Origin of the sequence: Pantoea sp. SoEX (genome assembly GCF_009829945.1) — a bacterium.
Classification (GTDB): domain Bacteria; phylum Pseudomonadota; class Gammaproteobacteria; order Enterobacterales; family Enterobacteriaceae; genus Pantoea_C.
The window spans coordinates 104,324-129,026 of record NZ_SZZT01000001.1; the positions used below are offsets into that span (position 1 = coordinate 104,324).

General features: G+C 27.6%; 19 protein-coding genes, 1 tRNA gene and 2 pseudogenes. 18 read left to right on the plus strand and 4 right to left on the minus strand.

Features of this window, described 5'->3' with window-relative positions; all coding sequences use genetic code 11:
- The first annotated feature begins 455 nt into the window (after positions 1 to 455).
- The 15 genes and pseudogenes from ndhC to gyrA all read left to right on the plus strand — a co-directional run.
- Positions 456 to 842 (plus strand): NADH-quinone oxidoreductase subunit A, encoded by a 387-nt coding sequence (ndhC, locus tag FD726_RS00450; protein WP_159989623.1) that lies wholly within the window; start codon positions 456 to 458, stop codon positions 840 to 842.
- Positions 843 to 932: 90 nt separating this feature from the next.
- Positions 933 to 1,610 carry a NuoB/complex I 20 kDa subunit family protein gene (locus tag FD726_RS00455; RefSeq protein ID WP_159989624.1) on the plus strand — a complete coding sequence of 226 codons (678 nt, stop codon included), beginning with the start codon at positions 933 to 935 and terminating at the stop codon, positions 1,608 to 1,610.
- A gap of 84 nt (positions 1,611 to 1,694) precedes the next feature.
- Positions 1,695 to 3,494: an NADH-quinone oxidoreductase subunit C/D gene (gene nuoC, locus FD726_RS00460; RefSeq protein ID WP_159989625.1), complete on the plus strand. Its 1,800-nt coding sequence runs from the start codon at positions 1,695 to 1,697 to the stop codon at positions 3,492 to 3,494.
- A 2-nt stretch (positions 3,495 to 3,496) separates the two neighbouring features.
- A complete protein-coding gene (gene nuoE / locus FD726_RS00465; RefSeq protein WP_159989626.1) occupies positions 3,497 to 4,012 on the plus strand; it encodes an NADH-quinone oxidoreductase subunit NuoE in 516 nt (171 codons plus the stop codon).
- Positions 4,009 to 5,361 carry an NADH-quinone oxidoreductase subunit NuoF gene (nuoF, locus tag FD726_RS00470; RefSeq protein ID WP_159989627.1) on the plus strand — a complete coding sequence of 451 codons (1,353 nt, stop codon included), beginning with the start codon at positions 4,009 to 4,011 and terminating at the stop codon, positions 5,359 to 5,361. Before nuoE ends, nuoF begins: the two co-directional genes overlap by 4 nt.
- Positions 5,362 to 5,418: 57 nt before the next feature.
- On the plus strand, positions 5,419 to 8,133 hold the full coding sequence (gene nuoG / locus FD726_RS00475; RefSeq protein ID WP_159989628.1) for an NADH-quinone oxidoreductase subunit NuoG: 2,715 nt from the start codon (positions 5,419 to 5,421) through the stop codon (positions 8,131 to 8,133).
- On the plus strand, positions 8,133 to 9,107 hold the full coding sequence (nuoH, locus tag FD726_RS00480) for an NADH-quinone oxidoreductase subunit NuoH (protein ID WP_159989629.1): 975 nt from the start codon (positions 8,133 to 8,135) through the stop codon (positions 9,105 to 9,107). Before nuoG ends, nuoH begins: the two co-directional genes overlap by 1 nt.
- Positions 9,108 to 9,121: 14 nt before the next feature.
- Positions 9,122 to 9,664 (plus strand): NADH-quinone oxidoreductase subunit NuoI, encoded by a 543-nt coding sequence (gene nuoI, locus FD726_RS00485; protein ID WP_159989630.1) that lies wholly within the window; start codon positions 9,122 to 9,124, stop codon positions 9,662 to 9,664.
- Between the two features lie 10 nt (positions 9,665 to 9,674).
- The gene (gene nuoJ / locus FD726_RS00490; protein ID WP_159989631.1) at positions 9,675 to 10,193 is read left to right on the plus strand and encodes an NADH-quinone oxidoreductase subunit J; all 519 of its coding nucleotides are present in this window, start codon (positions 9,675 to 9,677) and stop codon (positions 10,191 to 10,193) included.
- A 34-nt stretch (positions 10,194 to 10,227) separates the two neighbouring features.
- Entirely contained in the window at positions 10,228 to 10,527 is a 300-nt protein-coding gene (nuoK, locus tag FD726_RS00495; protein ID WP_159989632.1) for an NADH-quinone oxidoreductase subunit NuoK, read from the plus strand.
- Positions 10,524 to 12,362: an NADH-quinone oxidoreductase subunit L gene (gene nuoL, locus FD726_RS00500; RefSeq protein ID WP_159989633.1), complete on the plus strand. Its 1,839-nt coding sequence runs from the start codon at positions 10,524 to 10,526 to the stop codon at positions 12,360 to 12,362. The genes nuoK and nuoL overlap by 4 nt, the downstream gene beginning before the upstream one ends.
- Before the next feature lie 78 nt (positions 12,363 to 12,440).
- A complete protein-coding gene (gene nuoM, locus FD726_RS00505) occupies positions 12,441 to 13,961 on the plus strand; it encodes an NADH-quinone oxidoreductase subunit M (protein WP_159989634.1) in 1,521 nt (506 codons plus the stop codon).
- A 6-nt stretch (positions 13,962 to 13,967) separates the two neighbouring features.
- Positions 13,968 to 15,437, plus strand: coding sequence for an NADH-quinone oxidoreductase subunit NuoN (gene nuoN / locus FD726_RS00510; RefSeq protein WP_159989635.1), 1,470 nt, complete (start codon positions 13,968 to 13,970; stop codon positions 15,435 to 15,437).
- Between the two features lie 355 nt (positions 15,438 to 15,792).
- Entirely contained in the window at positions 15,793 to 16,122 is a 330-nt protein-coding gene (locus tag FD726_RS00515; RefSeq protein ID WP_159989636.1) for a DUF883 family protein, read from the plus strand.
- Positions 16,123 to 16,411: 289 nt separating this feature from the next.
- Positions 16,412 to 18,949 (plus strand): annotated as a pseudogene (gene gyrA / locus FD726_RS00520) (DNA topoisomerase (ATP-hydrolyzing) subunit A); the annotation flags it as partial.
- Between the two features lie 154 nt (positions 18,950 to 19,103).
- On the opposite strand, the gene FD726_RS00525 reads toward gyrA, so the two are convergent.
- The gene (locus FD726_RS00525) at positions 19,104 to 19,751 is read right to left on the minus strand and encodes an epoxyqueuosine reductase QueH (RefSeq protein ID WP_159989638.1); all 648 of its coding nucleotides are present in this window, start codon (positions 19,749 to 19,751) and stop codon (positions 19,104 to 19,106) included.
- Between the two features lie 382 nt (positions 19,752 to 20,133).
- Between FD726_RS00525 and FD726_RS00530 the strand changes: the two genes are divergently transcribed.
- Entirely contained in the window at positions 20,134 to 20,631 is a 498-nt protein-coding gene (locus tag FD726_RS00530) for a TIGR00645 family protein (RefSeq protein WP_159989639.1), read from the plus strand.
- Between the two features lie 118 nt (positions 20,632 to 20,749).
- On the opposite strand, the gene FD726_RS00535 is transcribed toward FD726_RS00530, so the two are convergent.
- The 3 genes and pseudogenes from FD726_RS00535 to metG all read right to left on the minus strand — a co-directional run.
- Positions 20,750 to 20,823: transfer RNA gene (locus tag FD726_RS00535), tRNA-Pro, on the minus strand.
- Positions 20,824 to 20,981: 158 nt separating this feature from the next.
- Positions 20,982 to 21,263, minus strand: coding sequence for a 50S ribosomal protein L25 (gene rplY, locus FD726_RS00540; protein WP_159989640.1), 282 nt, complete (start codon positions 21,261 to 21,263; stop codon positions 20,982 to 20,984).
- A 178-nt stretch (positions 21,264 to 21,441) separates the two neighbouring features.
- A pseudogene (gene metG, locus FD726_RS00545) lies at positions 21,442 to 23,085 on the minus strand (methionine--tRNA ligase); the annotation flags it as partial.
- A 347-nt stretch (positions 23,086 to 23,432) separates the two neighbouring features.
- On the opposite strand from metG, the gene ahpC reads away from it, so the two are divergent.
- Both ahpC and dcd read left to right on the plus strand, forming a co-directional pair.
- On the plus strand, positions 23,433 to 23,996 hold the full coding sequence (ahpC, locus tag FD726_RS00550) for an alkyl hydroperoxide reductase subunit C (RefSeq protein ID WP_159989642.1): 564 nt from the start codon (positions 23,433 to 23,435) through the stop codon (positions 23,994 to 23,996).
- Between the two features lie 112 nt (positions 23,997 to 24,108).
- Positions 24,109 to 24,690, plus strand: a complete 582-nt coding sequence (gene dcd / locus FD726_RS00555) for a dCTP deaminase (protein WP_159989643.1) — start codon at positions 24,109 to 24,111, stop codon at positions 24,688 to 24,690.
- Positions 24,691 to 24,703 lie beyond the last annotated feature (13 nt).

The following is a 24,703-nucleotide window of genomic DNA, read 5'->3' on the forward strand; positions in this document are numbered from 1 at the left end:
CTGATTTTTTACTCATTCATATTAATAATAAATTATGCTTTGTCTATTTCACATATTTTATACCATAATTTACAGTAACATTACTTAAGTACTATTATATAATAAAAATAAAAATATTTAAATAAATGTATGCAATTATTAAATATTCATTACTAATTCATATTACTAATATGATTAAAATTTTAGTTGAATATATTTAAATTTTAAAAAGTAATAACTAATAACTTATTTATATTTTGTTTTTTATACAAATTAGTTTTTTAAATACAATCAAATTTTATTGGATAATTTTTAAATATATCATTCTAAAATTTCTTTATAAATAGAATATAATGTCAAATTACTATACTTTAAGTATTGATTACATATTTTTATATATAGTTAAGTTAGTTTTTTAAAAGTACTATAAAATTTTTTAATAGATTATAAATAATAGGAGTTAATTAAACAATAATATGTCAACAAATACTGAAATAATAGCTCAATATTGGGCTTTTGCTTCTTTTGTTACCACTGCTTTTATTTTTTGTTTTTTAATACTATTTATAAGCTGGTTTTTAGGTGGTAGATCTAGTGGTCGTTGTAAAAATATTCCATTTGAATCCGGTATTAATTCTGTGGGTAATACGCATATCAAATTATCCATTAATTTTTATTTAATTGCTATGTTGTTTGTAATTTTTGATGTTGAAGCACTCTTTTTATACGCTTGGGCTGTTTCAGTAAGAGAGAATGGTTGGATTGGTTTTATAGAAGCTACAATATTCATTGTAACAATTTTATTAAGTTTAATTTATATTATAAAGTTTGGAGTATTAAATTTAGTTAAAAAATATCCTTAATTCATACTTAAAATAGCATTTAAATAATAGAAATATTATTCTATAAAAAAACAATAACATAAAATATCTAAGTATTAGGTAGAACTAATTATGGAATACACGTTAACTAAAATAAATGAAAATAGCAATGAGAATGATCATTATCCTCTATTGAAGAAACAAAAAGTTAGTGACCCTATTAGACAAAGTATTAATCGCAACGTTTACATGGGAAGACTTAAGAATGTTTTAAATAATATCGTTAATTGGGGTAGAAAAAATTCACTTTGGCCATATAACTTTGGACTTTCTTGTTGTTATGTAGAAATGGCTACATCTTTCACTGCAGTGCACGACGTAGCAAGATTCGGTTCTGAAGTAATACGTTCATCACCACGTCAATCTGATTTTATGGTTATTGCGGGCACGCCTTTTATAAAGATGGTACCAGTAATTCAACGTCTTTATGACCAAATGTTAGAACCAAAATGGGTAATTTCTATGGGTTCATGTGCTAATTCTGGTGGTATGTATGACATATACTCTGTAGTGCAAGGTGTTGATAAATTCTTACCAGTTGATATTTACATTCCGGGATGTCCACCTCGGCCTGAAGCATATATACATGCATTGAATTTACTTCAAAAATCGATTGAAAAAGAACGACGTCCATTATCATGGAAAATAGGTGATCAAGGCATTTATCGCGCTAATATGAACTCAGAAAAAAAAACAAAAAAACAGGAAAATATTTCAATTATCAATTTAAGATCTCCTAATACAATTTAAAACAAAATTGTATTATAATTAACGTTTGATTTTAAGTATAATATAATCCTATTACTTATAATTTATAGGTTAAAATAGTGGGTTATGACAAAATTATCCAAATACAACCTAATACCACCATTGTGGCAAAATCATAATAATTTATATGATCCTATAATTAATGACTTACATAATGAATTCGGATCGGATTGTTTTACTATACAATCAACTAATATTGGATCTTTGGTATTATGGATTAAAAAAGATAGATTGTTAAACATAATTAAATTTTTAAGAAATGTTCCTGGACAATATTTAATGCTATATGACTTACATGGCATAGACGAAAGGTTACGTTCTAAAAGAAATAATTTACCTAATGCTGATTTCTGTGTTTTTTATCATTTATTATCTATTGAACGCAATAAAGATATCATCATAAAGGTAGCTATATTTGAAGAGGATTTACGTCTCCCTACTATTACCAATATTTTTATTAACGCTAATTGGTACGAACGCGAAACATGGGAAATGTTTGGTATTGTCTTTGATGGTCACCCTCATCTTACTAGAATTCTTATGCCACAAACATGGAAAGGACATCCTTTACGTAAAGATTATCCAGCACGTGCTACTGAATCAGATCCTTTTGTTCTTACGAAAAAACAAGAAGATTTAGAAATGGATGCTCTTACCATCAAACCAGAAGAATGGGGAATGAAGCGGAGAAATGATAACGAAGATTTTATGTTTTTAAATATGGGTCCTAACCATCCATCAGTACATGGTGCATTTCGTATTTTTCTTCAATTAAACGGTGAGGAAATTGTAGATTGTATTCCTGATATAGGTTATCATCACCGTGGTGTAGAAAAAATGGGAGAACGTCAATCTTGGCACAGTTATATTCCTTATACTGATCGAGTTGAATATTTAGGCGGATGTATTAACGAAATGCCTTACATATTAGCAGTAGAAAAATTAGCTGGAATTACTGTACCAGAACGTGTGAATGTAATTCGTATTATGCTTTCTGAACTTTTTCGTATTAATAGTCATTTATTGTGTATTTCAACTTTTATTCAAGATGTAGGTGCTATGACTCCTGTTTTTCTAGCATTTACAGATCGTCAAAAAATTTATGATATAATTGAAGCTATTACTGGTGCTCGCATGCATCCAGCTTGGTTTCGTATAGGAGGATTAGCTAATGATTTGCCTAAAGGCTGGGAACTTCTTTTAAAAAATTTTCTGGAATGGATACCTAAAAGAATAAAGCAATATAGTTTAGTTGCATTAAAAAATAAAATATTAATAAATAGATCACAAGGTATTGCTGTTTACAACAAAGAAGAAGCATTATCTTGGGGTACTACTGGTACCGGATTAAGAGCAACTGGACTTGATTTTGATGTTAGAAAATGGCGTCCTTATTCAGGATATGAATACTTTGATTTCGAAATTCCAATTGGTTCTGGAATTAGTGATGCCTATACAAGAATAATTTTAAAAATAGAGGAAATATGGCAATCATTATCTATCTTAGATCAATGCTTAAAAAATATGCCTCAAGGACCATTTAAAGCAGATCACCCCCTTACTACACCACCACCTAAAGAACAAACATTACAGCACATAGAAACTCTTGTTACGCATTTTCTTCATGTTTCCTGGGGACCTGTTATGCCTGATAACGAATCATTTCAAATGATTGAAGCTACCAAAGGAATTAATAGTTATTATTTAATAAGTGATGGTGGTACTATGAGTTATCGTACTCGAATAAGGACTCCTAGTTTTCCTCATCTACAGCAAATACCTTCGGTAATTCGTGGAAGCATAATATCGGATTTAATTGTTTATTTAGGTAGTATAGATTTCGTTATGTCAGATGTGGATAGATAGTTATGTCTAATAAAATAATACCAGTAAAAATGATTAATCAAAAAGAATTATTCATATTAAGTGAAGAAGAATATTGTTCTATTGAAGAAGAAAAAAATTTTTACGAAAATAGTCGTGCTGTATGTATAGAAGCGTTAAAAATAGTGCAAAAAAAAAGAGGTTGGGTATGTGATGATGGAATTAGAGATATAGCGAAGATACTAAATATTTCCTATAGTGAAGTAGAAGGTGTAGCAACTTTTTATAGTCAGATATTTAGAAAACCTGTTGGTCGTCACATAATACGTTATTGTGATAGTGTAGTTTGCTATATTAACGGATATATGGATATTAAACTAAAATTGGAGAAAAAATTAAATATTAAACCTGGTAAAACTACTTTAGATAATAGATTTACTTTATTACCTGTTTGTTGTTTAGGAAATTGTGATAAAGGACCAACTATTATGATAGATGAAGAAACATATGTTAGATTAAAAATAGAAGATATAGATGTTATGTTGGAAAAATACCAATGAAGAAAAAAAAAATTATTTATACTTCTGAAACACATCCTTTAACCTGGAGATTACACGCTGATAAAAAACCAATATGGATTAATGATTATTGTAATAAAAATGGATATATGGGTGCAAAAAAAGCTTTACAATCTATGTCTCCTGATGAAATTATATCTTTAATTAAAGAATCTGGTTTAAAAGGACGTGGTGGTGCTGGTTTTCCGACAGGAATTAAATGGAGTTTAATGCCAAAAGACGAATCTCTTAAGATACGCTACGTAATATGCAACGCTGATGAAATGGAACCGGGAACTTATAAAGATCGATTACTTATGGAACAAATGCCGCATCAGTTAATTGAAGGAATGATAATTACTGCTTTTGCACTAAAAGCTTATAGAGGTTATATTTTTTTACGCTGTGAATATATTGAAGCATCAGTTAACTTGCGTCGGGCTATTATTGAAGCAAATCAAGCAAATTTTTTAGGTAAAAATATCTTTGGTACTGATTTTAGTTTCGAATTAATTTTACATACAGGTGCAGGTCGTTATATATGTGGAGAAGAAACTGCATTAATTAATTCTTTAGAAGGAAGACGTGCTAATCCTAGAGCTAAACCACCTTTTCCAGCTAATATAGGATTATGGGGCAAACCAACATGTGTGAATAATGTTGAAACAATATCAAATATACCAGCTATTGTATTTAATGGTGTGAATTGGTATAAGAACATTTCTAATAGTGAAGATACTGGTACCAAAATAATGGGTTTTTCAGGAAGAGTTAAAAATCCTGGACTTTGGGAATTGCCTTTTGGGATTACAGCACAGGAGATACTTGAAGAATATGCAGGAGGAATGTCAGATGGTTTACATTTTAAAGCTTGGCAACCAGGAGGTGCAAGTACAGATTTTTTAACTAAAAAACATTTGAACTTACCTATGGAATTTTCTAGTATTAACAAAGCTGGTAGTCGTTTAGGAACTGCAATGGCTATGGTTATAGATCATAAAATCAATATGGTTTCTTTACTAATTAATATTGAAGAATTTTTTGCTAGAGAATCTTGTGGTTGGTGTACTCCTTGTCGTGAAGGTTTACCATGGAGCGTAAAAATTTTACGCGCTTTAGAAAACAAACAAGGTATTCCAGGAGATATAGAAATGTTACAACAAATTTGCAATCAATTAAGTGCAGGAAAAACTTTTTGTGCACATGCTCCTGGTGCTATAGAACCTTTACAAAGTGCAATAAAGTATTTTCGTGAAGAATTTGAAGAAGGCATTTTATTAAAATCTTTCAGCAACACCAAATCTATTAATGGTATTATACCAAATACTTTAAATATAAATACAGTTCTATAATGTATTGTAAAAATATTATGAATACTTATCTAATAATATTTATGGAAGAGAGTCACTATGTCTATAATCCATGTAGACGGCAAAAAATATAAAGTAAACGAAAAGGACAACTTGTTACAAGCTTGTTTATCTATTGGTTTTGATATTCCTTATTTTTGTTGGCATCCAGCACTTGGAAGCGTTGGAGCTTGTCGCCAATGCGCTATCAAGCAATTTCAAAATTCTGAGGATAAAATTGGTCGTCTTGTGATGTCTTGTATGACCCCAGTCTGTAATGGCAACATTATTTCAATAAATGATAATGAAGCAAAACAATTTAGAAAAAATATCATAGAACTGTTAATGATACATCACCCTCATGACTGCCCTGTTTGTGAAGAGGGTGGTAATTGTCATTTACAAGATATGACAGTTATGACTGGACATAAAATACGTCGTTATCGTTTCAAAAAACGCACATATCAAAATCAAGATTTAAGTCCATTTATATCTCATGAAATGAACCGTTGTATAACTTGCTATCGTTGTATACGTTACTATAATGATTATGCCGATGGTAAAAATTTAGGAGTTTATGGAGTAAATAATAATATTTATTTCGGTTGTGAGGAAGGTAAAATATTAGAGAGTGAGTTCTCTGGAAACTTAATTGAGATATGTCCAACTGGTGTATTCACTGATAAAACTAGCTTAAATAAATATAATCGTAAATGGGACATACAATTTTCACCAAGTATATGCCAACATTGTGGTATTGGTTGTAATATTAGTATTGGTGAACGTTATGGTGAAATATGTAAAGTTGATAATCGTTATAACAGTTCTATAAACCATTATTTTATTTGTGATATGGGACGGTTTAGTTATGATCATATAAATAACAAGTATCGTCCTAACCAACCTATGTATCTACAAGATCATAGCTGGCATAAACTTAGCTTAGAACAAGCAATTAATAAAAGTGTAGATATTATAAAAAAATCAAAAAGAATAATTGGGATTGGTTCTGCCCGTGCTAGTATTGAAAGTAATTTTGCGCTTAAAAAATTAGTAGGAAATGAAAATTTTTCTACCGGTGATTTAAAAAATGAAAAAATATGCATTGAAACTGTAATAAAAATACTTGGTGAAGGAGGAATATACACTCCTTCTACAAGTGAAATTGAAAATTATGATGCTATACTAATATTAGGTGAAGACGTTAGTCAAGTAGGGACTCGTATTGCTCTTTCTATACGTCAAGCCATAAAGAAAAAAAGAAAGGAAATAGCTGAGCAAAATAAAATACCTGAATGGCATTCATCAGCAGTTTATAATATCGGCCAACATAATAAATATCCATTATTTTTAACTTGTGTTGAAAAAACTGGACTTGATGATTTAGCTACTTGGAGTTGTTATGCAACTATTGAAGATCAAGCACGTTTTGGTTTTGCTGTGGCTCACGCATTATTTTCAGAAGCACCTTTTGATGATTTAGGAAACTATAATCTCAAAAATCAAGTATGTCAAATAGCACAAGTTTTAATTAATGCTAAAAAACCATTAATTATATCGGGAACTCATTCTGGTTCTGTTGAAATTATAGAAGCAGCAGCTAATATAGCTACAGCTTTGAAATATAAAGGAAGAGAAGTGGGAATCACATTACTAGTTAGTAATGTGAATAGCATTGGAATTAACTTAATTGGTGGTAACGATTTAGAAACTTCTTTAGAACAGTTTAATAAAGGTGAAGCTGATTTATTATTAGTAATGGAAAAAGACCTATATAGATATGCACCTAAATCTTTGATAGATACTGTATTATCTAATCCTAATAATGTGATTGTTATAGATCACCAAAATACTTGGACATCAAAAAAGGCTGGATTAATACTATCAACTGCTAGTTATGCAGAAAGTAGTGGAACTGTAATTAACAATGAAGGAAGGGCTCAACGTTTTTTCCAGGTATACGATCCTGCATATTATAATAATAAGGTTATAATGCCTACTAGCTGGTATTGGTTACATGCTATTTATAGCAAAATTCAAAAAACAGAATTAAATTGGAAGAATTTGGATGATGTAATTGATTGTATAATTAAAGAATTACCACACCTAAAAGATATTAAATACGCAGCTCCTGATTCTAATTTTCGAGTTCATGGACAAAAATTAGCACGTATCCCATTTCGAGCTAGTGGTCGTACAGCAGTGCGTGCTGATATAAGTGTACATGAACCACGTCAACCTCAGGATTCTAACACTATGTTTGCCTTTTCTATGGAAGGAAATAATGAATCAAGACGACCATGTTCACAAATTCCTTTTGTTTGGTCACCTGGATGGAATTCTAATCAAGCTTGGAATAAATTTCAAGATCCAATAGGAGGAAATCTATATAATGGTGATCCTGGTATAAGAATTTTTCAAAATGATGGTAAAAAATATCTTGCATGGTTTAAATTTAATAAATCTATTAGTAATGGTATGCGTTTAGTACCAATTTATCACTTTATATCAAGTAAAGAAATGTTTCAATATTCTTCAATATTGAGTAATCTAAAATTTAAACGTGTATTAACATTTAACACCAGAGATGCAATTAAACTGGGTTTTAACGAAGGAAATATGGTGGAATTCAATTGTATCAATGAAAAATGGCGTTTTAAGATACAACTTTCTTCTACTTTACATCCTGGTCTATTAGGTATACCCATAGGTATGCCAGGAATACCATTATTTTTGATAAATAAACAAATACAAGATTTACGGATAGTAGAGTAATGAGTAATATATTTATAGACAGTACAAATATAATATCACACATACTTAAAGCTATTGTAATTTTTTTTATATTACTTTCTTTGGGTTCTTCTATCATTTTTTATGAACGTCGTTTATTGAGTTTATTTCAAAATCGTTATGGTCCTAATCGCGTTGGATGGGAAGGATCATTACAGTTATTAGCTGATATGATCAAAATTCTTTTTAAAGAAGATTGGCTTCCAACATTTTCTGATAAAATATTTTTTGTAATAGCGCCAATTATCTCTTTTATTTCTATATTATTAGTTTTTGCAATAATACCTGTTTCGCCTAATTGGATAGTTATTAATTTAAATATTGGTTTATTGTTTTTTTTGATGATGGCAGGATTATCAGTTTATGGTGTATTATTTGCCGGTTGGTCAAGTAACAATAAATACTCTTTACTTGGTGCTGTAAGAGCTGCTGCACAAACTTTAAGTTATGAAATATTTCTTGGTTTATCTATTATGGGTGTAGTTATTCAATGTGGCTCATTTAATATGTGTGATATTGTTAAATATCAAGAAAATTTATGGAATATTATCCCACAGTTTTTAGGATTTTTAACTTTTTGTATTGCTGGCAATGCAGTTTGTCATCGTTTTCCTTTTGATCAACCCGAATCTGAACAAGAATTAGCTGGTGGTTATCATATTGAATATTCAGGAATGAAATTTGGAATGTTTTTCATTGGTGAATATATAGCGATGACTACTATTTCTGCAATAATAGTAACTTTATTCTTAGGTGGTTGGCATGGACCATTTTTATTACCTTGTATATGGTTTGGTATTAAGACGATATTTTGTATAACAATGTTTATTTTAGTACGCGGTTCATTACCTCGTCCAAGATATGATCAAATATTATCATTTGGATGGAAAATATGTTTACCCTTAACTTTAATTAACTTATTAACAACTGCTGCATTAGTTCTTTATACCGGTTAATAAAGGATAATAACATGAATTTAAAAGATATTATTGTTGGTATAGGAACGATAATACGTAGTATATTTTTAACAAGTATGAATGCTTTTTCGAAACGTGAAACTCAGTTATATCCCGAAGAAAAAGTATATTTATCTCCACGTTATAGAGGAAGAATTGTATTAACTCGTGATCCAGATGGACAAGAGCGCTGCGTTGCTTGTAATTTATGTTCAGTTGCTTGTCCAGTTGGATGTATTGCTTTAAAAAAAAATGAAACTTCTGATGGACGTTGGTATCCAAAATTCTTCAGAATTAATTTTTCAAGATGTATATTTTGTGGCTTATGTGAAGAAGCTTGTCCAACTACCGCAATTCAGCTAATACCAGATTTTGAACTTAGTGAATTTAACAGGCAAGAATTAGTTTATGAAAAAGATGATTTATTAATTTCTGGTCCTGGAAAATATCCAAATTATAATTTTTATAGAATGACAGGTATAACAATTAAGGGAAAAAATAAAGGTGAGGCTGAAGAAGAAGAAATTCCTATTGATGTAAAAAATTTATTACCTTAAGGAGTAATAGGTGCAAGAATTTATATTTTATTTTTTTAGCGCACTGGCAATAATTACTACTTTATGTGCTGTTGTTAATACTAATCCAATATATACGTTATTATATTTGATTATTTCTTTCATATCAATTGCTTGCATTTATTTTTTAATAGGAGCCTACTTCATTGGTGCATTAGAGATTATTATATATACTGGTGCAATCATGGTTTTATTTGTTTTTGTAATCATGATGTTGAATCTTGGAAAAATTACTAAAAAAGAAGTAGAACATCAATGGTTAAAATCTTCTACATGGATTGTTCCAATTATTGTATCTATTTTATTACTGGCTATAATCATAATTTCCATATTAAATAATAAAAATACAAATATTAGTAACAAAATATTTAATTTAAAAGAAATAGGTATTAATTTATTTGGTCGATATATGATACTAGTAGAATTAATTTCAGTACTACTTTTAGCTGGGTTAATAGTTTCGTTACATATTGGTCGAAAAAATAACAAAGAAAAATTATTCCGTAAATAATAAATTTGGCAAAAAAAATCAATAAGGTGTTTTCGTGATCAATTTACAACATGGATTAATCCTTGCTACTATATTATTTTTAATCGGATTGACTACTTTAATGATACGTAGAAATCTAATATTTATTTTAGTTGGTTTAGAGATAATGATAAATGCTGCTGCATTAGCTTTAGTGTTTGCAGGTAGTTTTTGGGGAAATATTGATGGTCAAATAATGTACATAATGGCAATTAGTATTGCTGCTTCTGAAGCTAGTATTTGTTTAGCACTTTTAATTCAATTACATCGCTATGGATCTTTGAATGTTGATTCTATGAGTGAGATGAGAGGATGAATCTTATATATTTAACCATCATATTTCCATTTTTAGGATTTCTGTTATTATCTTTTTCTAATGGTTATTATTCAGACAGAATATCGGCATTAATTGGAGTAGGTTCAATAGGGTTATCAGGAATTATAACAGTATTAGTAGGATATGATTTTTTTCTACATAATCAAACATCATATTCTCAATTTTTATGGAATTGGATACACGTAAATAAATTAAATATAAGTGTTAAATTAATATTAGATGGTTTATCTTTATCGATGCTATCAGTAGTAACTGGTATAGGATTTTTAATTCATTTGTTTTCATCATGGTATATGCAAGGAAAAGAAGGTTATTCTCGTTTCTTTGCATATACTAATCTGTTCATTGCTAGTATGATTATACTAATATTAGCTGATAATCTACTTCTTATGTTTCTTGGATGGGAATGTGTAGGTTTTTGTTCTTATCTCCTAATAGGATTTTATTATAATCAATTAAAAAATTGTCAATCAGCTCTAAAAGCTTTCATAATTACAAGAATAGGAGATATTTTTTTAATAGTTGCATTAATTATTGTATTTAATCAAATGGGGACATTAGATTTTTCTGAAATATCGCATTTAGTAATTTCAAAATTTTCTAATAACGATTACATAATTCATATAATTACATTACTTTTATTAGCTGGTGCAATAGGAAAATCAGCACAATTACCTCTACAAACATGGTTACCTGATGCTATGGTTGGTCCCACACCAGTTTCAGCATTAATTCATGCAGCAACTATGGTTACAGCAGGAGTATATTTGATTGCTCGTACCTACGATTTATTTCTTTTGACTCCAGAAGTATTAAATTTGGTAAGTATAATTGGTGCCATTACTTTAATTTTAGCAAGCTGCTCTGCTATAGTTCAAACTGATGTTAAGCGTATTCTTGCATATTCTACTATGAGCCAAATTGGATACATGTTTTTAGCATTGGGTTTAACAGCTTGGAAAGCTGCTATTTTTCATCTAATAACTCATGCATTTTTTAAAGCGTTATTATTTTTGTCAGCAGGATCTCTAATAACATCTTGTAATCATCAACAAAATATTTTTAAAATGGGAGGTTTAAAGAAAAATTTACCTTTTTTATATATTTGTTTTTTAATAGGTGGCGCTTCTTTATCTTCTATTCCTATAATTACTGCAGGTTTTTATAGTAAAAAAAATATTATATTTACCACGTTAGCTACTAATAATATTACTTTAATGTTAATTTGTTTATTTGGTACATTATTAACATCTATATATACATTTCGTATGATTTTTACTATATTTCATGGCAAAGAAAAAATAAAAGTACAACAGAATACAAGTATTAATCATTATATTCCATTAATTGTTTTATTATTACTTTCAACATGTATTGGTGCATTATGTGTTCCACCTTTAGACAAGGTGTTTCCAGAGAACAACTTTAATGAAACCGGTACATGGATATTAGAAATAATTTCTAGCATATTAATTTTTATTGGAATTTTAATAGCTGCTATCTTACATTCAAATAGATATAATATGATAATAAACAGAATAACAAATAGTTATTTAGGTAATTTTATTTATGTTTTATGGCATAAAGGTTGGGGTTTTGATTTAATTTATGATAAATTATTTGTTAAGACATATCTATTAATTGCGTCGATTATTAGACCAGATCCTTTGAATATTTTATTAAATTATTTAGGATCACTTTTATGTTTAATTAATAAAGGTTTATTGATAATTGAAAACGGTTATTTACGATGGTACATTTTATCTCTAAGTATGGGGATGTTAGCTATAATTATTTTAATTTTTATGGTTTGATTGATATTAAATGTAAATTTTAACATTTCATCAACATAAAAAAATAAATTGCAGATAACTTATAAAGGAATATACTCCGTGTTATTACCTTCTCTTGTTATAATTCCTTTTATTGGTGGCATATTATGTTGCCTATCGGGGTTTTTAAATTTCAAAATTCCTCGTTTTATTGCCTTGTTAACTACAATATCAATTTTATTAGTTTCTGTACAATTATGGAAAGAAACTAATTATTCTATTATTCAACCACTTAATATTACTCAGTGGCAACTGCATTTTTGCTTACAATGGATTCCACGGTTTGGTATTAATTTCAATTTAGCATTAGATGGGATTTCTTTACTTATGTTAATGCTAACCGGACTACTAGGCATCCTTTCAGTATTATGTGAATGGAATGAAAATAAAAAGTATCAGGGATTTTTTTATTTAAATTTGATGTGGATTATTGGCGGTATTATTGGTGTTTTACTTTCTATCGATATGTTCTTATTTTTCTTTTTTTGGGAAATTATGTTAATTCCTATGTGCTTTCTTATTTCATTTTGGGGTAATGAAGCTTCTACTACTAAAATAAGAGTTAATGCAGCTACTAAATTTTTTATATATACTCAAATTTCTGGTTTATTTATGTTAGTAGCAATTATTGGTTTAGCTTTTACTTATTATCAATCAACTGGAGTATGGAATTTTAATTATGAACAATTATTAAAAACTTCTATGTCTCATAATATAGAATATATTTTAATGTTAGGTATTTTTATTGCATTTGCTATAAAATTACCTATAGTACCATTTCATGGTTGGTTATTAGATACGCAAAGTCAAACTTCTAACTCCGGTTCTATAGATTTAGTAGGAATATTGATAAAAACTTCTGTTTATGGTCTAATAAGATTTAGTATACCTTTGTTTCCAAATGTATTATCTGAATTTGCTCCCATTGAGATATGCTTAGGAATTATCAGTATTTTTTACGGAGCCTGGATGGCTTTTTCCCAGACTGATATTAAACGTTTAATTGCTTTTTCTTCTATTTCCCATATGGGTTTTATTATGATTGCTATTGCTAATCATAGTGAGTTAGCAATTCAGGGAGCAATTATTCAAACAATATCTCACAGTATTTCATCAGCAGCACTGATTATCTTATTTGGTCAACTGTATAAACGGACAAATACCCGTGATATAACTAAGATGGCTGGATTATGGTCTAAAATAAATTGGATTCCTGGTTTATCATTATTTTTTATGGCTGCTAATTTGGGTTTACCTGGAACAGGAAATTTCATAGGTGAGTTTTTAATTTTAACTGGTAGTTTTAAAACAGCTCCAATCTCTGTTATTATAGCAACATTTGGTTTAGTATTTTCTTCAATTTATTCATTGGTTATGATTTACCGTATTTATTATGGAACATCATACTTAGATGGTATTTTACTAAAAATATCATTTAATGAATTTGTTACTATTAGCATATTAGCTGTTTTATTAGTATTATTAGGCATGTATCCGCAGCCTATTTTGGATACTTCGTTTGTTCCAATACATAATATTCAGAAATGGTTAGCTATTTCAGTTCCAACAACAAGGCTATGATTTATCATGATAATAGTTCCTAATCAATTAATAGCATCGTTGCCGTTAATAATTATTGGAAGTACAATTTTTATTTTATTAATTTTAATTTCCTGGCAACGTAATCACTTATTTACTGTTCTTTTAACGTGTATTTGTTTAGGTTTATCTTATTCATCTCTGTACTTTGTAAGTAAAGTTTCTGACATTGATATAATGTCTTTATTATGTGCAGATAGTTATTCTATTTTTTATATTACGTTAATAATCATATCAAGTTTATATATTACTATTTTAGGATATATTTGGTTAAATAGTTTTATAGATAACAAAGAAGAATTTTACATATTATTGTTAATTTCAACTCTAGGAGCTATTATATTATCTAGCACAAATAATTTTATTACTTTATTCTTAGGAATTGAGCTACTATCATTACCTTTATTTGGTTTAATATGTTACGATTTTCAAAAAAAATTATCTATTGAGGCATCGATAAAATATACTATTTTATCGGCAGTAGCTTCTTCTTTGTTACTTTTTGGTATGGCTTTAATTTACACTAGTTGTGGTAGTTTTAATTTTTTATTAATTGGAGAAAAAATAATTTCTAATTTGATAAAAGAACCATTATTATTAATCGGTTTTGTTATGGTGATAACAACTATTGCATTTAAATTATCCTTAATACCATTTCATCTTTGGACGCCAGATGTTTATCAAGGTGCTCCTGCATCTATTTCTGCTTTTATGTCTACTGTGGGTAAAATTTCCATATTTAGCGTATTTACACGTCTATTTATTTATATTCCTATTACAAACAGCACAAAAATAACTCATATTTTAGTTATTATAGCTCTTATGTCAATTGTATTGGGTAATATTATGGCCATGTTTCAAAAAAACATAAAAAGATTATTGGGTTATTCATCAATTTCTCATTTTGGCTATTTATTAATATCTTTGATTACAGTACAGTCTAATAAATTATCTTTAGAATCTTCTCAAATTTATATTGTTAGTTATATTATAGGCATTCTAGGAATATTTGGAGTGATCGTTCTAATATCTCGGGAAAATTATAAGAACAACAGCAGTGATACTGATTTAATTCAACATTACAGTGGTTTATTTTGGAGTAATCCTATTTTATGTATAATAATGACTATTATGATGATATCTTTAGCTGGTATTCCAATGACAGTAGGGTTTATTGGAAAATTTTATATTACTTCTCTAAGTATAGCAACACATCTATGGTGGCTGACAGGTGGTATTATAATAAGTAGTGTGATCGGTGTTTACTATTATTTAAGAATAACATTAAGTTTATATCAATATTCACCTAAAATAAAAAATGCTAATATATCAAATAACTGGATTTGCACTCCTTTAGGTATTATATTAATAACGAATACTTTTTTAACTATTTTATTAGGAATTTATCCCAAACCACTTATAAATCTAATTCAATCAATACATCCTATGATCTATTAATTGAAATTAAGATTGATAATATAAAAATTAAGTATATTTATTATAAATTTTTCCACAATATAACTTCTCTAATATTGTTTCAATTTGGCATTATACAATTTTTCTGATAAAAATCAAAAATTATTTCTAAAAAATAATTTCATTTGTAAGAATAAATATCCCATTTCATAATAATTACCTCATCAATTTGTATTTGAATTTTTGATTAAAACTACTATCATAATATATGATATTATTTTAATTTAATGATATTATTTAAATTATACATTTAGTATTTTAAATCATTTCCAATATATTACAATTTTTATATTATATGATAGTTAAAAGTGCTGACAATTTTACCGAGGAGGTAACAATGTTAAAACGATCTACATCTTCTGAACGATCTGTATCTTCTGATGGTAGTATAATTGATGACTTAGCACTAATGACTGATATGTTAGAAGAAGTATTAAAATCATCAGGAGATTTATCTGACCAAAAATATATTGATTTAAAAAAGAAAGCAGAAAAAGTTTTACATGATGTGACAAATCGTGTAAATAAATCATCTAATGATTACTATTCTCGTATAAAAAAAACTGCTTATTGTATGGATGATTATTTGCGCGAAAAGCCATGGCATGGTGTAGGTATTGGAGCTATAGTAGGATTGCTAGCAGGTTTATTATTAATAAACAGATGATTTACTACGTATTATATAAACGGTGGGTTTACAAACTCGCCGTTTATTTTTTATAAATAAGATAAATTAATAAACTAATAATTCAAAAATATTTAATATGATATAAGTTCAATAATCAAAAACTAGGAATAGTAATTTTAGTCATTATTTGATATCATGCATAGGAAACGGAGATTATTAGCGATAATATATTTATTAAAATTAATTATACTAAAACAATAAAAGCTAGTTTCAATTTTTGTTTTACATTTTATAACTAACGCTTTAAATAGTAAGGAATAATAGTTCAATGGATGGTCCTGTAAGAGAAATAATACCAGTTAGCCTTGAAGAAGAGCTTAAAAATTCTTACTTAGACTACGCAATGTCTGTTATTATTGGTAGAGCTTTACCTGATGTAAGAGATGGTCTAAAACCAGTTCATCGTCGTATACTTTATGCTATGCAAGAACTAGGTAACGAATGGAATAAACCTTATAAAAAATCTGCTAGAGTAGTTGGTGATGTTATAGGAAAATATCATCCACATGGAGACTCTGCTGTTTATGATGCTATAGTAAGGATGGCACAAGCTTTCTCTTTACGATATATGTTAATAGATGGCCAAGGTAATTTTGGTTCAATAGATGGTGATTCTGCAGCTGCAATGCGTTATACTGAAGTAAGGATGTCTAAAATTACTCATGAAATGCTATCTGATTTAGAAAAATCAACAGTAGATTTTACTCAAAATTATGATGGAACTAATGTAATTCCAAAAGTTTTACCAACCAAAATACCTAATTTATTGATAAATGGTTCTTCTGGTATCGCGGTTGGTATGGCAACTAATATACCGCCTCATAATATTAGAGAAGTGATAAATGGTTGTTTAGTGTATATAAAAAATGAAAACGTTTCTATTCAAGAACTTATGGATTATATTCCAGGACCAGATTTTCCAACTGCAGGTATTATTAATGGTCAAAAAGGAATTGAACAAGCTTACAATACTGGGCGTGGAAAAATTTATATTAGAGCTAGAAGTAAAATAGAATTAGATATAAAAACTGGTAGAGAAATGATTATAATTTATGAACTACCATACCAAACAAATAAATCAAATTTAGTTGAAAAGATAGCAGAATTAATAAAAGAAAAACGCATAGAAGGAATAAGTATATTACGAGATGAATCAGACAAAGATGGATTGCGTATAGTACTTGAAATAAAACGTAATGTAGTAGCTGAAATTGTACTTAATAATCTATATTCATTAACACAATTGCAAACTTCTTTTAGTATAAATATGGTTGCTTTATGCAATGGTCAACCAAAAATAATGTCTTTAAAAGAAATTTTAAAAGCTTTTTTAGATCATCGAAAAGAAGTTATTACTCGCAGGACTATATTTGAACTTGATAAGGCAAAAGAGCGCATACATGTTCTTGAGGGATTATTAACTGCATTAGCTAATTTGGATTCGATAATTACTTTAATACGAAAAGCCAATACAACAGTAGAAGCTAAGTCAAATTTGTCTTTAAAAATTTGGGATTTTAACATTATTGAAGCTCTTTTAAAAGAAATCAATAGTAATTTCGTATTGTTAGATACGTTTGAAAAAAAAATCATTGGTAATAAAAAACAATATTTTCTTACACAAAAACAAGTTCAATCTATTTTAGATTTGCGTCTTCAAAAACTTACTAATCTTGAATTTAATAAATTAATAAATGAATACCAAGATTTACTTAATCAAGTATCAAGATTAAATAGTATTTTAAATAAATCTGACGTTTTAATTGATGTGTTGAGTAAAGAATTAGAAATAATTCGTGATCAATTTGGTGACGTACGTCGCACAGAAATTATGACAAATAATTTTAGTCTTAATACAGAAGACTTAATCAATAGGGAATATGTTGTAGTTACTTTATCGCATCATGGTTACGTTAAATATCAGCCCATAAGGGACTATGAAGCTCAACGGCGAGGAGGAAAAGGAAAGTCAGCTGCTCGTATTAAAGAAGAAGATTTTATTTCTTGTTTATTAGTAGCTAATACTCATGATATTATTTTATGTTTTTCTAGTAAAGGAAGATTATACTGGATGAAAGTATATCAATTACCTGAAGCTAGCCGGATATCACAAGGAAGACCAATAGTAAATTTACTTCCTTTAGAAACTAATGAAAGAATTACTGCTATTCTGCCTGTTCGTGAATATACTGAAGGTGTTAATATATTTATGGCAACATCTAATGGAATTGTAAAAAAAACTTCATTGAAAGAATTTAGTCGTCCACGTGGAACAGGTATTATTGCAATTAATTTACAAGAAGACGATGAACTAATTGGTGTTGCACTTACTTATGGAAAAGATGAAGTTATGTTATTTTCTGCACTAGGTAAAGTGGTTAGATTTTCAGAAATTTCAGTACGTACTATGGGTAGAGCTGCTTCAGGAGTTCGCGGTATTAAAATGATAGAAAGTGATCGAGTTGTTTCTTTAATAATTCCCAGAAAAAAAGAAGGTTCTATCCTTACTGTAACACAAAATGGTTATGGAAAAAGAACTGCACATGATGAATATCCAATAAAATCACGTGCAACAAAGGGTGTAATATCAATAAAAGTAACTAATCGAAATGGCTTGGTGATAGGAGCTATCCAAGTAGTTAATAACGATCAAGTTATGATTATAACTGATGCAGGTACTTTAGTTCGTATAAGAGTATCTGAGGTTAATATAATAAGTAGAAATACCCAAGGAGTGATTTTACTTCGTACTGTAGAAAATGAAAGAGTAGTTGGTATTCAACGTATTGCTGAACCAGTAGAAGAAATACAAAATGTAGAAGAAATACAAAATACAAATTACAAATTAAATAATGAATTATAGTTTTATAACTTTCTACAGCAAACTTTTTTCATGTTATGTTAATCATACATAATATAATAAACTAGAAATCACTTATTTTTAATATAATCAATTAATGTTATTCATAAAATTTTATTCCTATTCTAATGATATCTTTACCTTTAGAAAGACGGTGCTTGTTTGTATCCCTTAAAGAATAAATACAACCACAGTATTCTTGTTGATAAAATTTTTCACGTTTACTTATCTTAATCATCCTTTCAGAACCGCCTTTCTTACGCCAATTATATTCCCAATATGTGATATTTTTATAATTACTTACAGCATTTCTACCGCAATCATTTATTTGTTTAATATCTTTCCAACGTGAAATTCCGAGAGAACTAGATATAGTATCAAAGTTATTTTCAAAAGCATATAATGCCGTTCTTTCAAAACGCATATCAAAACATATCTTACATCTTAGACCCCGTTCCGGTTCTTTTTCTAAACCTTTTGCACGTATAAACCAATTATCTTTATCATAATCTAAGTCAATAAAAGGTATATTATATTTACTAGCAAAATTTATATTTTCTCTTTTTCTAATTAGATATTCACGTTGTGGATGTATATTGGGATTATAAAATAAAATACTAAAATTAATTTTAGAAAACATAATTGATTCCATAATTTCTGCTGAGCAAGGTGCACAACAAGAGTGAAGTAATAGTCTATTTCCACTATTGGGCAGAACCAATTTATCTCGTGTAATTTTATTTTTCATATATTTAGCTGATACTTATAATAAGTTAATAATTAAAAATTATATTTTAACTGTTTTGTCTTTTAATTTTATACAATGATATTAAAAATAAAAAATAAATAATTCTATTAACGTTACGCTATAGTTAATTGTAGTTCATAATAGAATTATAAAATTGTATAAATTAAATTCTAATTAAATGAAATATTGATTGTTATTACAGGATATTAAAATACTCATTAATAATTTCAAACAAAAAATTATACAAAATATATCGTACATTATATCTAATTTATCTTAATATTTCTATCTTAATAAAAATATCAAGCATTATTTTTAAATAATATAAACTTTATTGAGAATAAAGTTATTTTAAAAAATAATAAAAAGGAAAACACAAGAAATGGAATGGTGGTCTATTGAAAAAATTATATATGCATCAAGATGGTTGTTATTTCCTGTCTATATGGGATTATCTTTTGGATTTATATTACTTACCTTAAAATTTTTTCAGCGTATTATTTATGTTATCCCAATACTATTCAAAATATCAGAATCCGGATTAATACTAATTGTATTATCTCTTATTGATATATCATTAGTAGGTGGACTTTTAGTAATGGTCATGTTTTCAGGTTACGATAATTTTATAGTAAAAATGACTGTTGATGATCAACATCAAAAATTAAGTTGGATGGGAAAAATGGATGTTAATTCAATTAAAAATAAAGTAGCATCTTCTATTGTTGCTATATCTTCAGTCCATCTTTTACGACTATTTATGGAAGCAGAAAAAGTAACTGATAATAAGATTATGTGGTGTGTCGTCATTCATTTAGCTTTTGTTCTTTCGGCTTTTGGAATGGCTTATATTGATAGGATGAGTAAAATATTAAAATAGTATAACATATCTTATTATTCTATAATTTAGAATAAAATATAAACACTTTAATTTCTGATATAAAATTTATATCTAACTTATCATATTTTAATTTTATTAAAATATCTTATGTTTATATTCGGCACGAGAGGATTTGAACCTCTGACCACTGGCACCCCATGCCAGTACGCTACCAAACTGCGCCACGTGCCGAATGATATTAATAAAAAATTCATTATTAATTATTTTATATAGTATATTATTTAAAATAAATGTCCTTATGATTTATATATTATAAAATATTAATTTTAGTGAAATAAAAAAGTAAATCTAATAGTAGAGAAAATACAATTCAATAAATTTATTAAAAATTAAACTATAACAAAATCTATATGAGTTATCTTTGGTTTAAAAGGATGTCTCTGAATTTCTTTAACTTTAACTCTTCTTTCTATTCCATTAAAAATTAATGTTATAATATTTTTATAAAAATCTACATTTGATTGTAAATTCATTATAAGATTAAGATCTAAATATATAGAAAAATTAATTCCATTTCCATATACAACTGCCGGAAAATAATTGTTTGCTCTCAATCTTCTACTAGCGGATTTACCTTTATCTTGTCTTTCTATTGCATTTATAGTAAACATTTTTCTTTCCAAATATGTATTATATTTCGTATAATATACTAACTATATATTTATATTGATATAACTTAAGATAAAGAAATAGATTGTATCATAGAATGTTTTACTTAAACATGCGTATTTTTTATATGTAGAACAATTTCAAAGAAAAAATAAATAAAATTATTGCTAATTAAGATATTTTTTTTGAACATTGCATTAAATTTTCTATTTGTAAATTTTCAATTCTATGAAATAGATTTTTATATTTATTAATCTTATGATTAAGTAGTGGTTGTTTAACGCTGATAAAATTTAATTCGCTATTTAAGAATAGCTCAACACGATTACTTAACGAAGGCATAATAGGTTTTAGACAAGTAATTAATATACGAAATAAATTTATAGCCATTGAACAAATTTTATGTAATTTAATAGAAGATCCTTCTTTTCTATATATAATCCAAGGAGCTTTTTTATCTATATAGGAATTAGCAACATTAGCAAGTCCTATAATTTTTCTTGTTGCACAACTAAAATTACAATTTGATAAATCCTCTTCAATTTCATACAATGTATTAATAAAATTTTGATATAAATTTAAGTCTTCTAATTCACTTGAGAGATAATTATCAAAATATTTATTAATAAAACTTGAACTTCTAGAGGCAATATTAACTATTTTGTTAACTATATCATTATTGATACGGTTAATAAAATCTAATAAATTTAGATTAATATCTTCAACATTTGAAGATATTTTTGTTGCATAATAATAACGCAAACTATCTGCATCTAAATGTTGTAACCACATCCTTGCTGTAATGAATGTTCCCTTAGATTTAGATATTTTACATCCGTTAATCATAACATAACCATGAGTAAATATTTTACTTGGTTTACGAAAATTACTTCCTTCAAGAATAGCTGGCCAAAATAAACTATGAAAATAAACAATATCTTTTCCAATGAAATGATATAGTTTTGTTTTTGAATTTTGTTTCCAAAATTCTTCAAAATTAATATTATTATTTTTTTTACATAGATTTTTAAATGTACTAATATAGCCAATTGGAGCATCTAACCAAACATAGAAATATTTGTCAGAATAATCTGGTATCTTAAAACCAAAATAAGGGCTATCCCTAGATATATCCCATTGCTTTAAACCTACATTAAACCACTCTTGGACTTTTTTCAAAATGGAATTCTGTAAAACACCAGATTGTATCCATGTTTTTAACATACCACTAAATATTGGTAAATCAAAAAATAAGTGTTCTGATTTTCTAAGTTTTGGTTTTGTTTTTGATAAAATTGATATAGGTTCTATTAAATCTGTGCTTCTATAAACAGCACTACAAACTTCACAGTTATCACCATATTGATCAACTGATTTACATCTAGGACATTTTCCTTTAACGAAACGATCTGGTAAAAATATATTTTTTTCATCATCAAAAAATTGAGTAATGATATGACTTTTAATTAAATTATTTTGCTTAAGTGTATTATATATTAATGATACTAACGTTCTATTTTCGTCACTATGAGTTGAATCATAATTATCATAATTAATATCGAAATCAGCTAAATCTCTTTCATGCTTAATCTTTATATCAGCAATCATTTTTTCTGGAGAAATACCTATTTGTTGAGATTTTAACATAATTGGTGTACCATGAGCATCATCGGCACAAATAAAATATACTTGTTTTCCTACCATTTTGTGATATCGTACCCAAATATCTGCCTGTATGTGTTCAAGCAAATGACCTAAATGGATTTCTCCATTAGCGTATGGAAAGGCACATGTAACTAAAAATTTTTCAGCTGATTTAATCATCTTTTTATATATTTAATTAATTATATTTTTATTCAATAAAATTATTTTTAATAGATTAATACAAAAATATTTAAAAAATAATTATAACTAATTAGAGATATTAATGACCCAATGTAATGTATAATGTTTGTATTATATACAGATAAGTATATATACAGTTAATATAAATTAAATATTATTTTAACTTTAATTAATAAAGCAATAAATAGAAAATATACTATATTAATAATAATTTTTTTAAAACTAATTGAAAAGTACCTATTAAAACAATTATATGATTAATAAGTAATTGCCTATATAATATCAAAATATTTTATTTGAATCAAATTATTATGGAGAATAATATTATGTCTATAATCAATACTAAAGTTAAACCATTTAGAAATATTGCATTTAAAAATAATAAATTTATTGAAGTAACTGAAAAAGATCTAGAAGGTCAATGGAATATATTTATTTTTTATCCAGCTGATTTTACATTTGTTTGTCCTACTGAATTAAATGATATAGCTCAACAATATATTGAATTACAAAAATTAGGAGTTGAAGTTTATTCAGTTTCTACAGATACTCATTTTTCTCATAAAGCTTGGCACGATTCATCTGATACTATAGCAAATATTAAGTACGCAATGATCGGAGATCCTACTGGTATTTTAACTAGAAATTTTGATATTATGCAAGAAGATAAAGGTTTAGCTAATCGAGGTACATTTATTATTGATCCAGAAAATATTATTCAGTCTATTGAAATAAATGCAGATGGCATTGGCCGTAATTCTTCTGAATTACTACGTAAGATTCAAGCAGCACAATATATTTATAATAATCCAGGAAAAGTTTGTCCGGCTAAATGGCAAATAGGTAACACAGCTTTAACTGTATCTATAGATTTAGTTGGTAAAATATAATTTATATTTTAGTATTATATCTAAATGTATAAATATAAGTACTCGCTCTTACTAACGAGTACTTACTGTATTACTATTATATTACAATAATTTAAATTAAAGAGATAATTTGATGAGACTATGCGATAAAGATATTGAATCATTATTAGATTCTGGTAAGCTAAATATAACACCGAGACCTCACAATGATCGCATAAATGGGGCTACAGTAGATCTCAGATTAGGTAATCAATTTCGCGTTTTTAATGATTACAAAAATGCTTATATAAATTTAAGTGAATCAGAGCATAAAATACGCAAATCAATAAATCAAATTATGAGTAACGAAATTAATTTAATTGATAATGAATTATTTTTTCTTCATCCTGGAAATTTAGTATTGGCAGTAACATTAGAATCAATTACCATGCCAGATAATTTAGTAGGTTGGTTAGACGGGCGCTCTTCATTAGCTAGACTAGGGCTGATGGTTCACGCTACTGCTCATCGTATCGATCCTGGTTGGGAAGGATGTGTTGTATTGGAATTTTATAATTTTGGGAAATTACCATTAGCATTATGTCCTGGTATGTTAATTTGTGCTCTTAGTTTCGAATTGCTTTCTAATTCAGCATTGAGACCCTATAACATTCGTAAGAATTCAAAATATTATCGTCAAAAAGGAGTAGTTAAAAGTAGAATAGATCAAGATTGATTTTTTGTGAAAT

Excerpts from the sequence above, each read along its gene's own strand:
- ndhC (WP_159989623.1), top strand. The coding sequence starts at position 456 with ATGTCAACAAATACTGAAATAATAGCTCAATATTGGGCTTTTGCTTCT.
- FD726_RS00455 (WP_159989624.1), top strand. The coding sequence starts at position 933 with ATGGAATACACGTTAACTAAAATAAATGAAAATAGCAATGAGAATGAT.
- nuoC (WP_159989625.1), top strand. The coding sequence starts at position 1,695 with ATGACAAAATTATCCAAATACAACCTAATACCACCATTGTGGCAAAAT.
- nuoE (WP_159989626.1), top strand. The coding sequence starts at position 3,497 with ATGTCTAATAAAATAATACCAGTAAAAATGATTAATCAAAAAGAATTA.
- nuoF (WP_159989627.1), top strand. The coding sequence starts at position 4,009 with ATGAAGAAAAAAAAAATTATTTATACTTCTGAAACACATCCTTTAACC.
- nuoG (WP_159989628.1), top strand. The coding sequence starts at position 5,419 with ATGTCTATAATCCATGTAGACGGCAAAAAATATAAAGTAAACGAAAAG.
- nuoH (WP_159989629.1), top strand. The coding sequence starts at position 8,133 with ATGAGTAATATATTTATAGACAGTACAAATATAATATCACACATACTT.
- nuoI (WP_159989630.1), top strand. The coding sequence starts at position 9,122 with ATGAATTTAAAAGATATTATTGTTGGTATAGGAACGATAATACGTAGT.
- nuoL (WP_159989633.1), top strand. The coding sequence starts at position 10,524 with ATGAATCTTATATATTTAACCATCATATTTCCATTTTTAGGATTTCTG.
- nuoN (WP_159989635.1), top strand. The coding sequence starts at position 13,968 with ATGATAATAGTTCCTAATCAATTAATAGCATCGTTGCCGTTAATAATT.
- FD726_RS00515 (WP_159989636.1), top strand. The coding sequence starts at position 15,793 with ATGTTAAAACGATCTACATCTTCTGAACGATCTGTATCTTCTGATGGT.
- FD726_RS00525 (WP_159989638.1), bottom strand. The coding sequence starts at position 19,751 with ATGAAAAATAAAATTACACGAGATAAATTGGTTCTGCCCAATAGTGGA.
- FD726_RS00530 (WP_159989639.1), top strand. The coding sequence starts at position 20,134 with ATGGAATGGTGGTCTATTGAAAAAATTATATATGCATCAAGATGGTTG.
- rplY (WP_159989640.1), bottom strand. The coding sequence starts at position 21,263 with ATGTTTACTATAAATGCAATAGAAAGACAAGATAAAGGTAAATCCGCT.
- ahpC (WP_159989642.1), top strand. The coding sequence starts at position 23,433 with ATGTCTATAATCAATACTAAAGTTAAACCATTTAGAAATATTGCATTT.
- dcd (WP_159989643.1), top strand. The coding sequence starts at position 24,109 with ATGAGACTATGCGATAAAGATATTGAATCATTATTAGATTCTGGTAAG.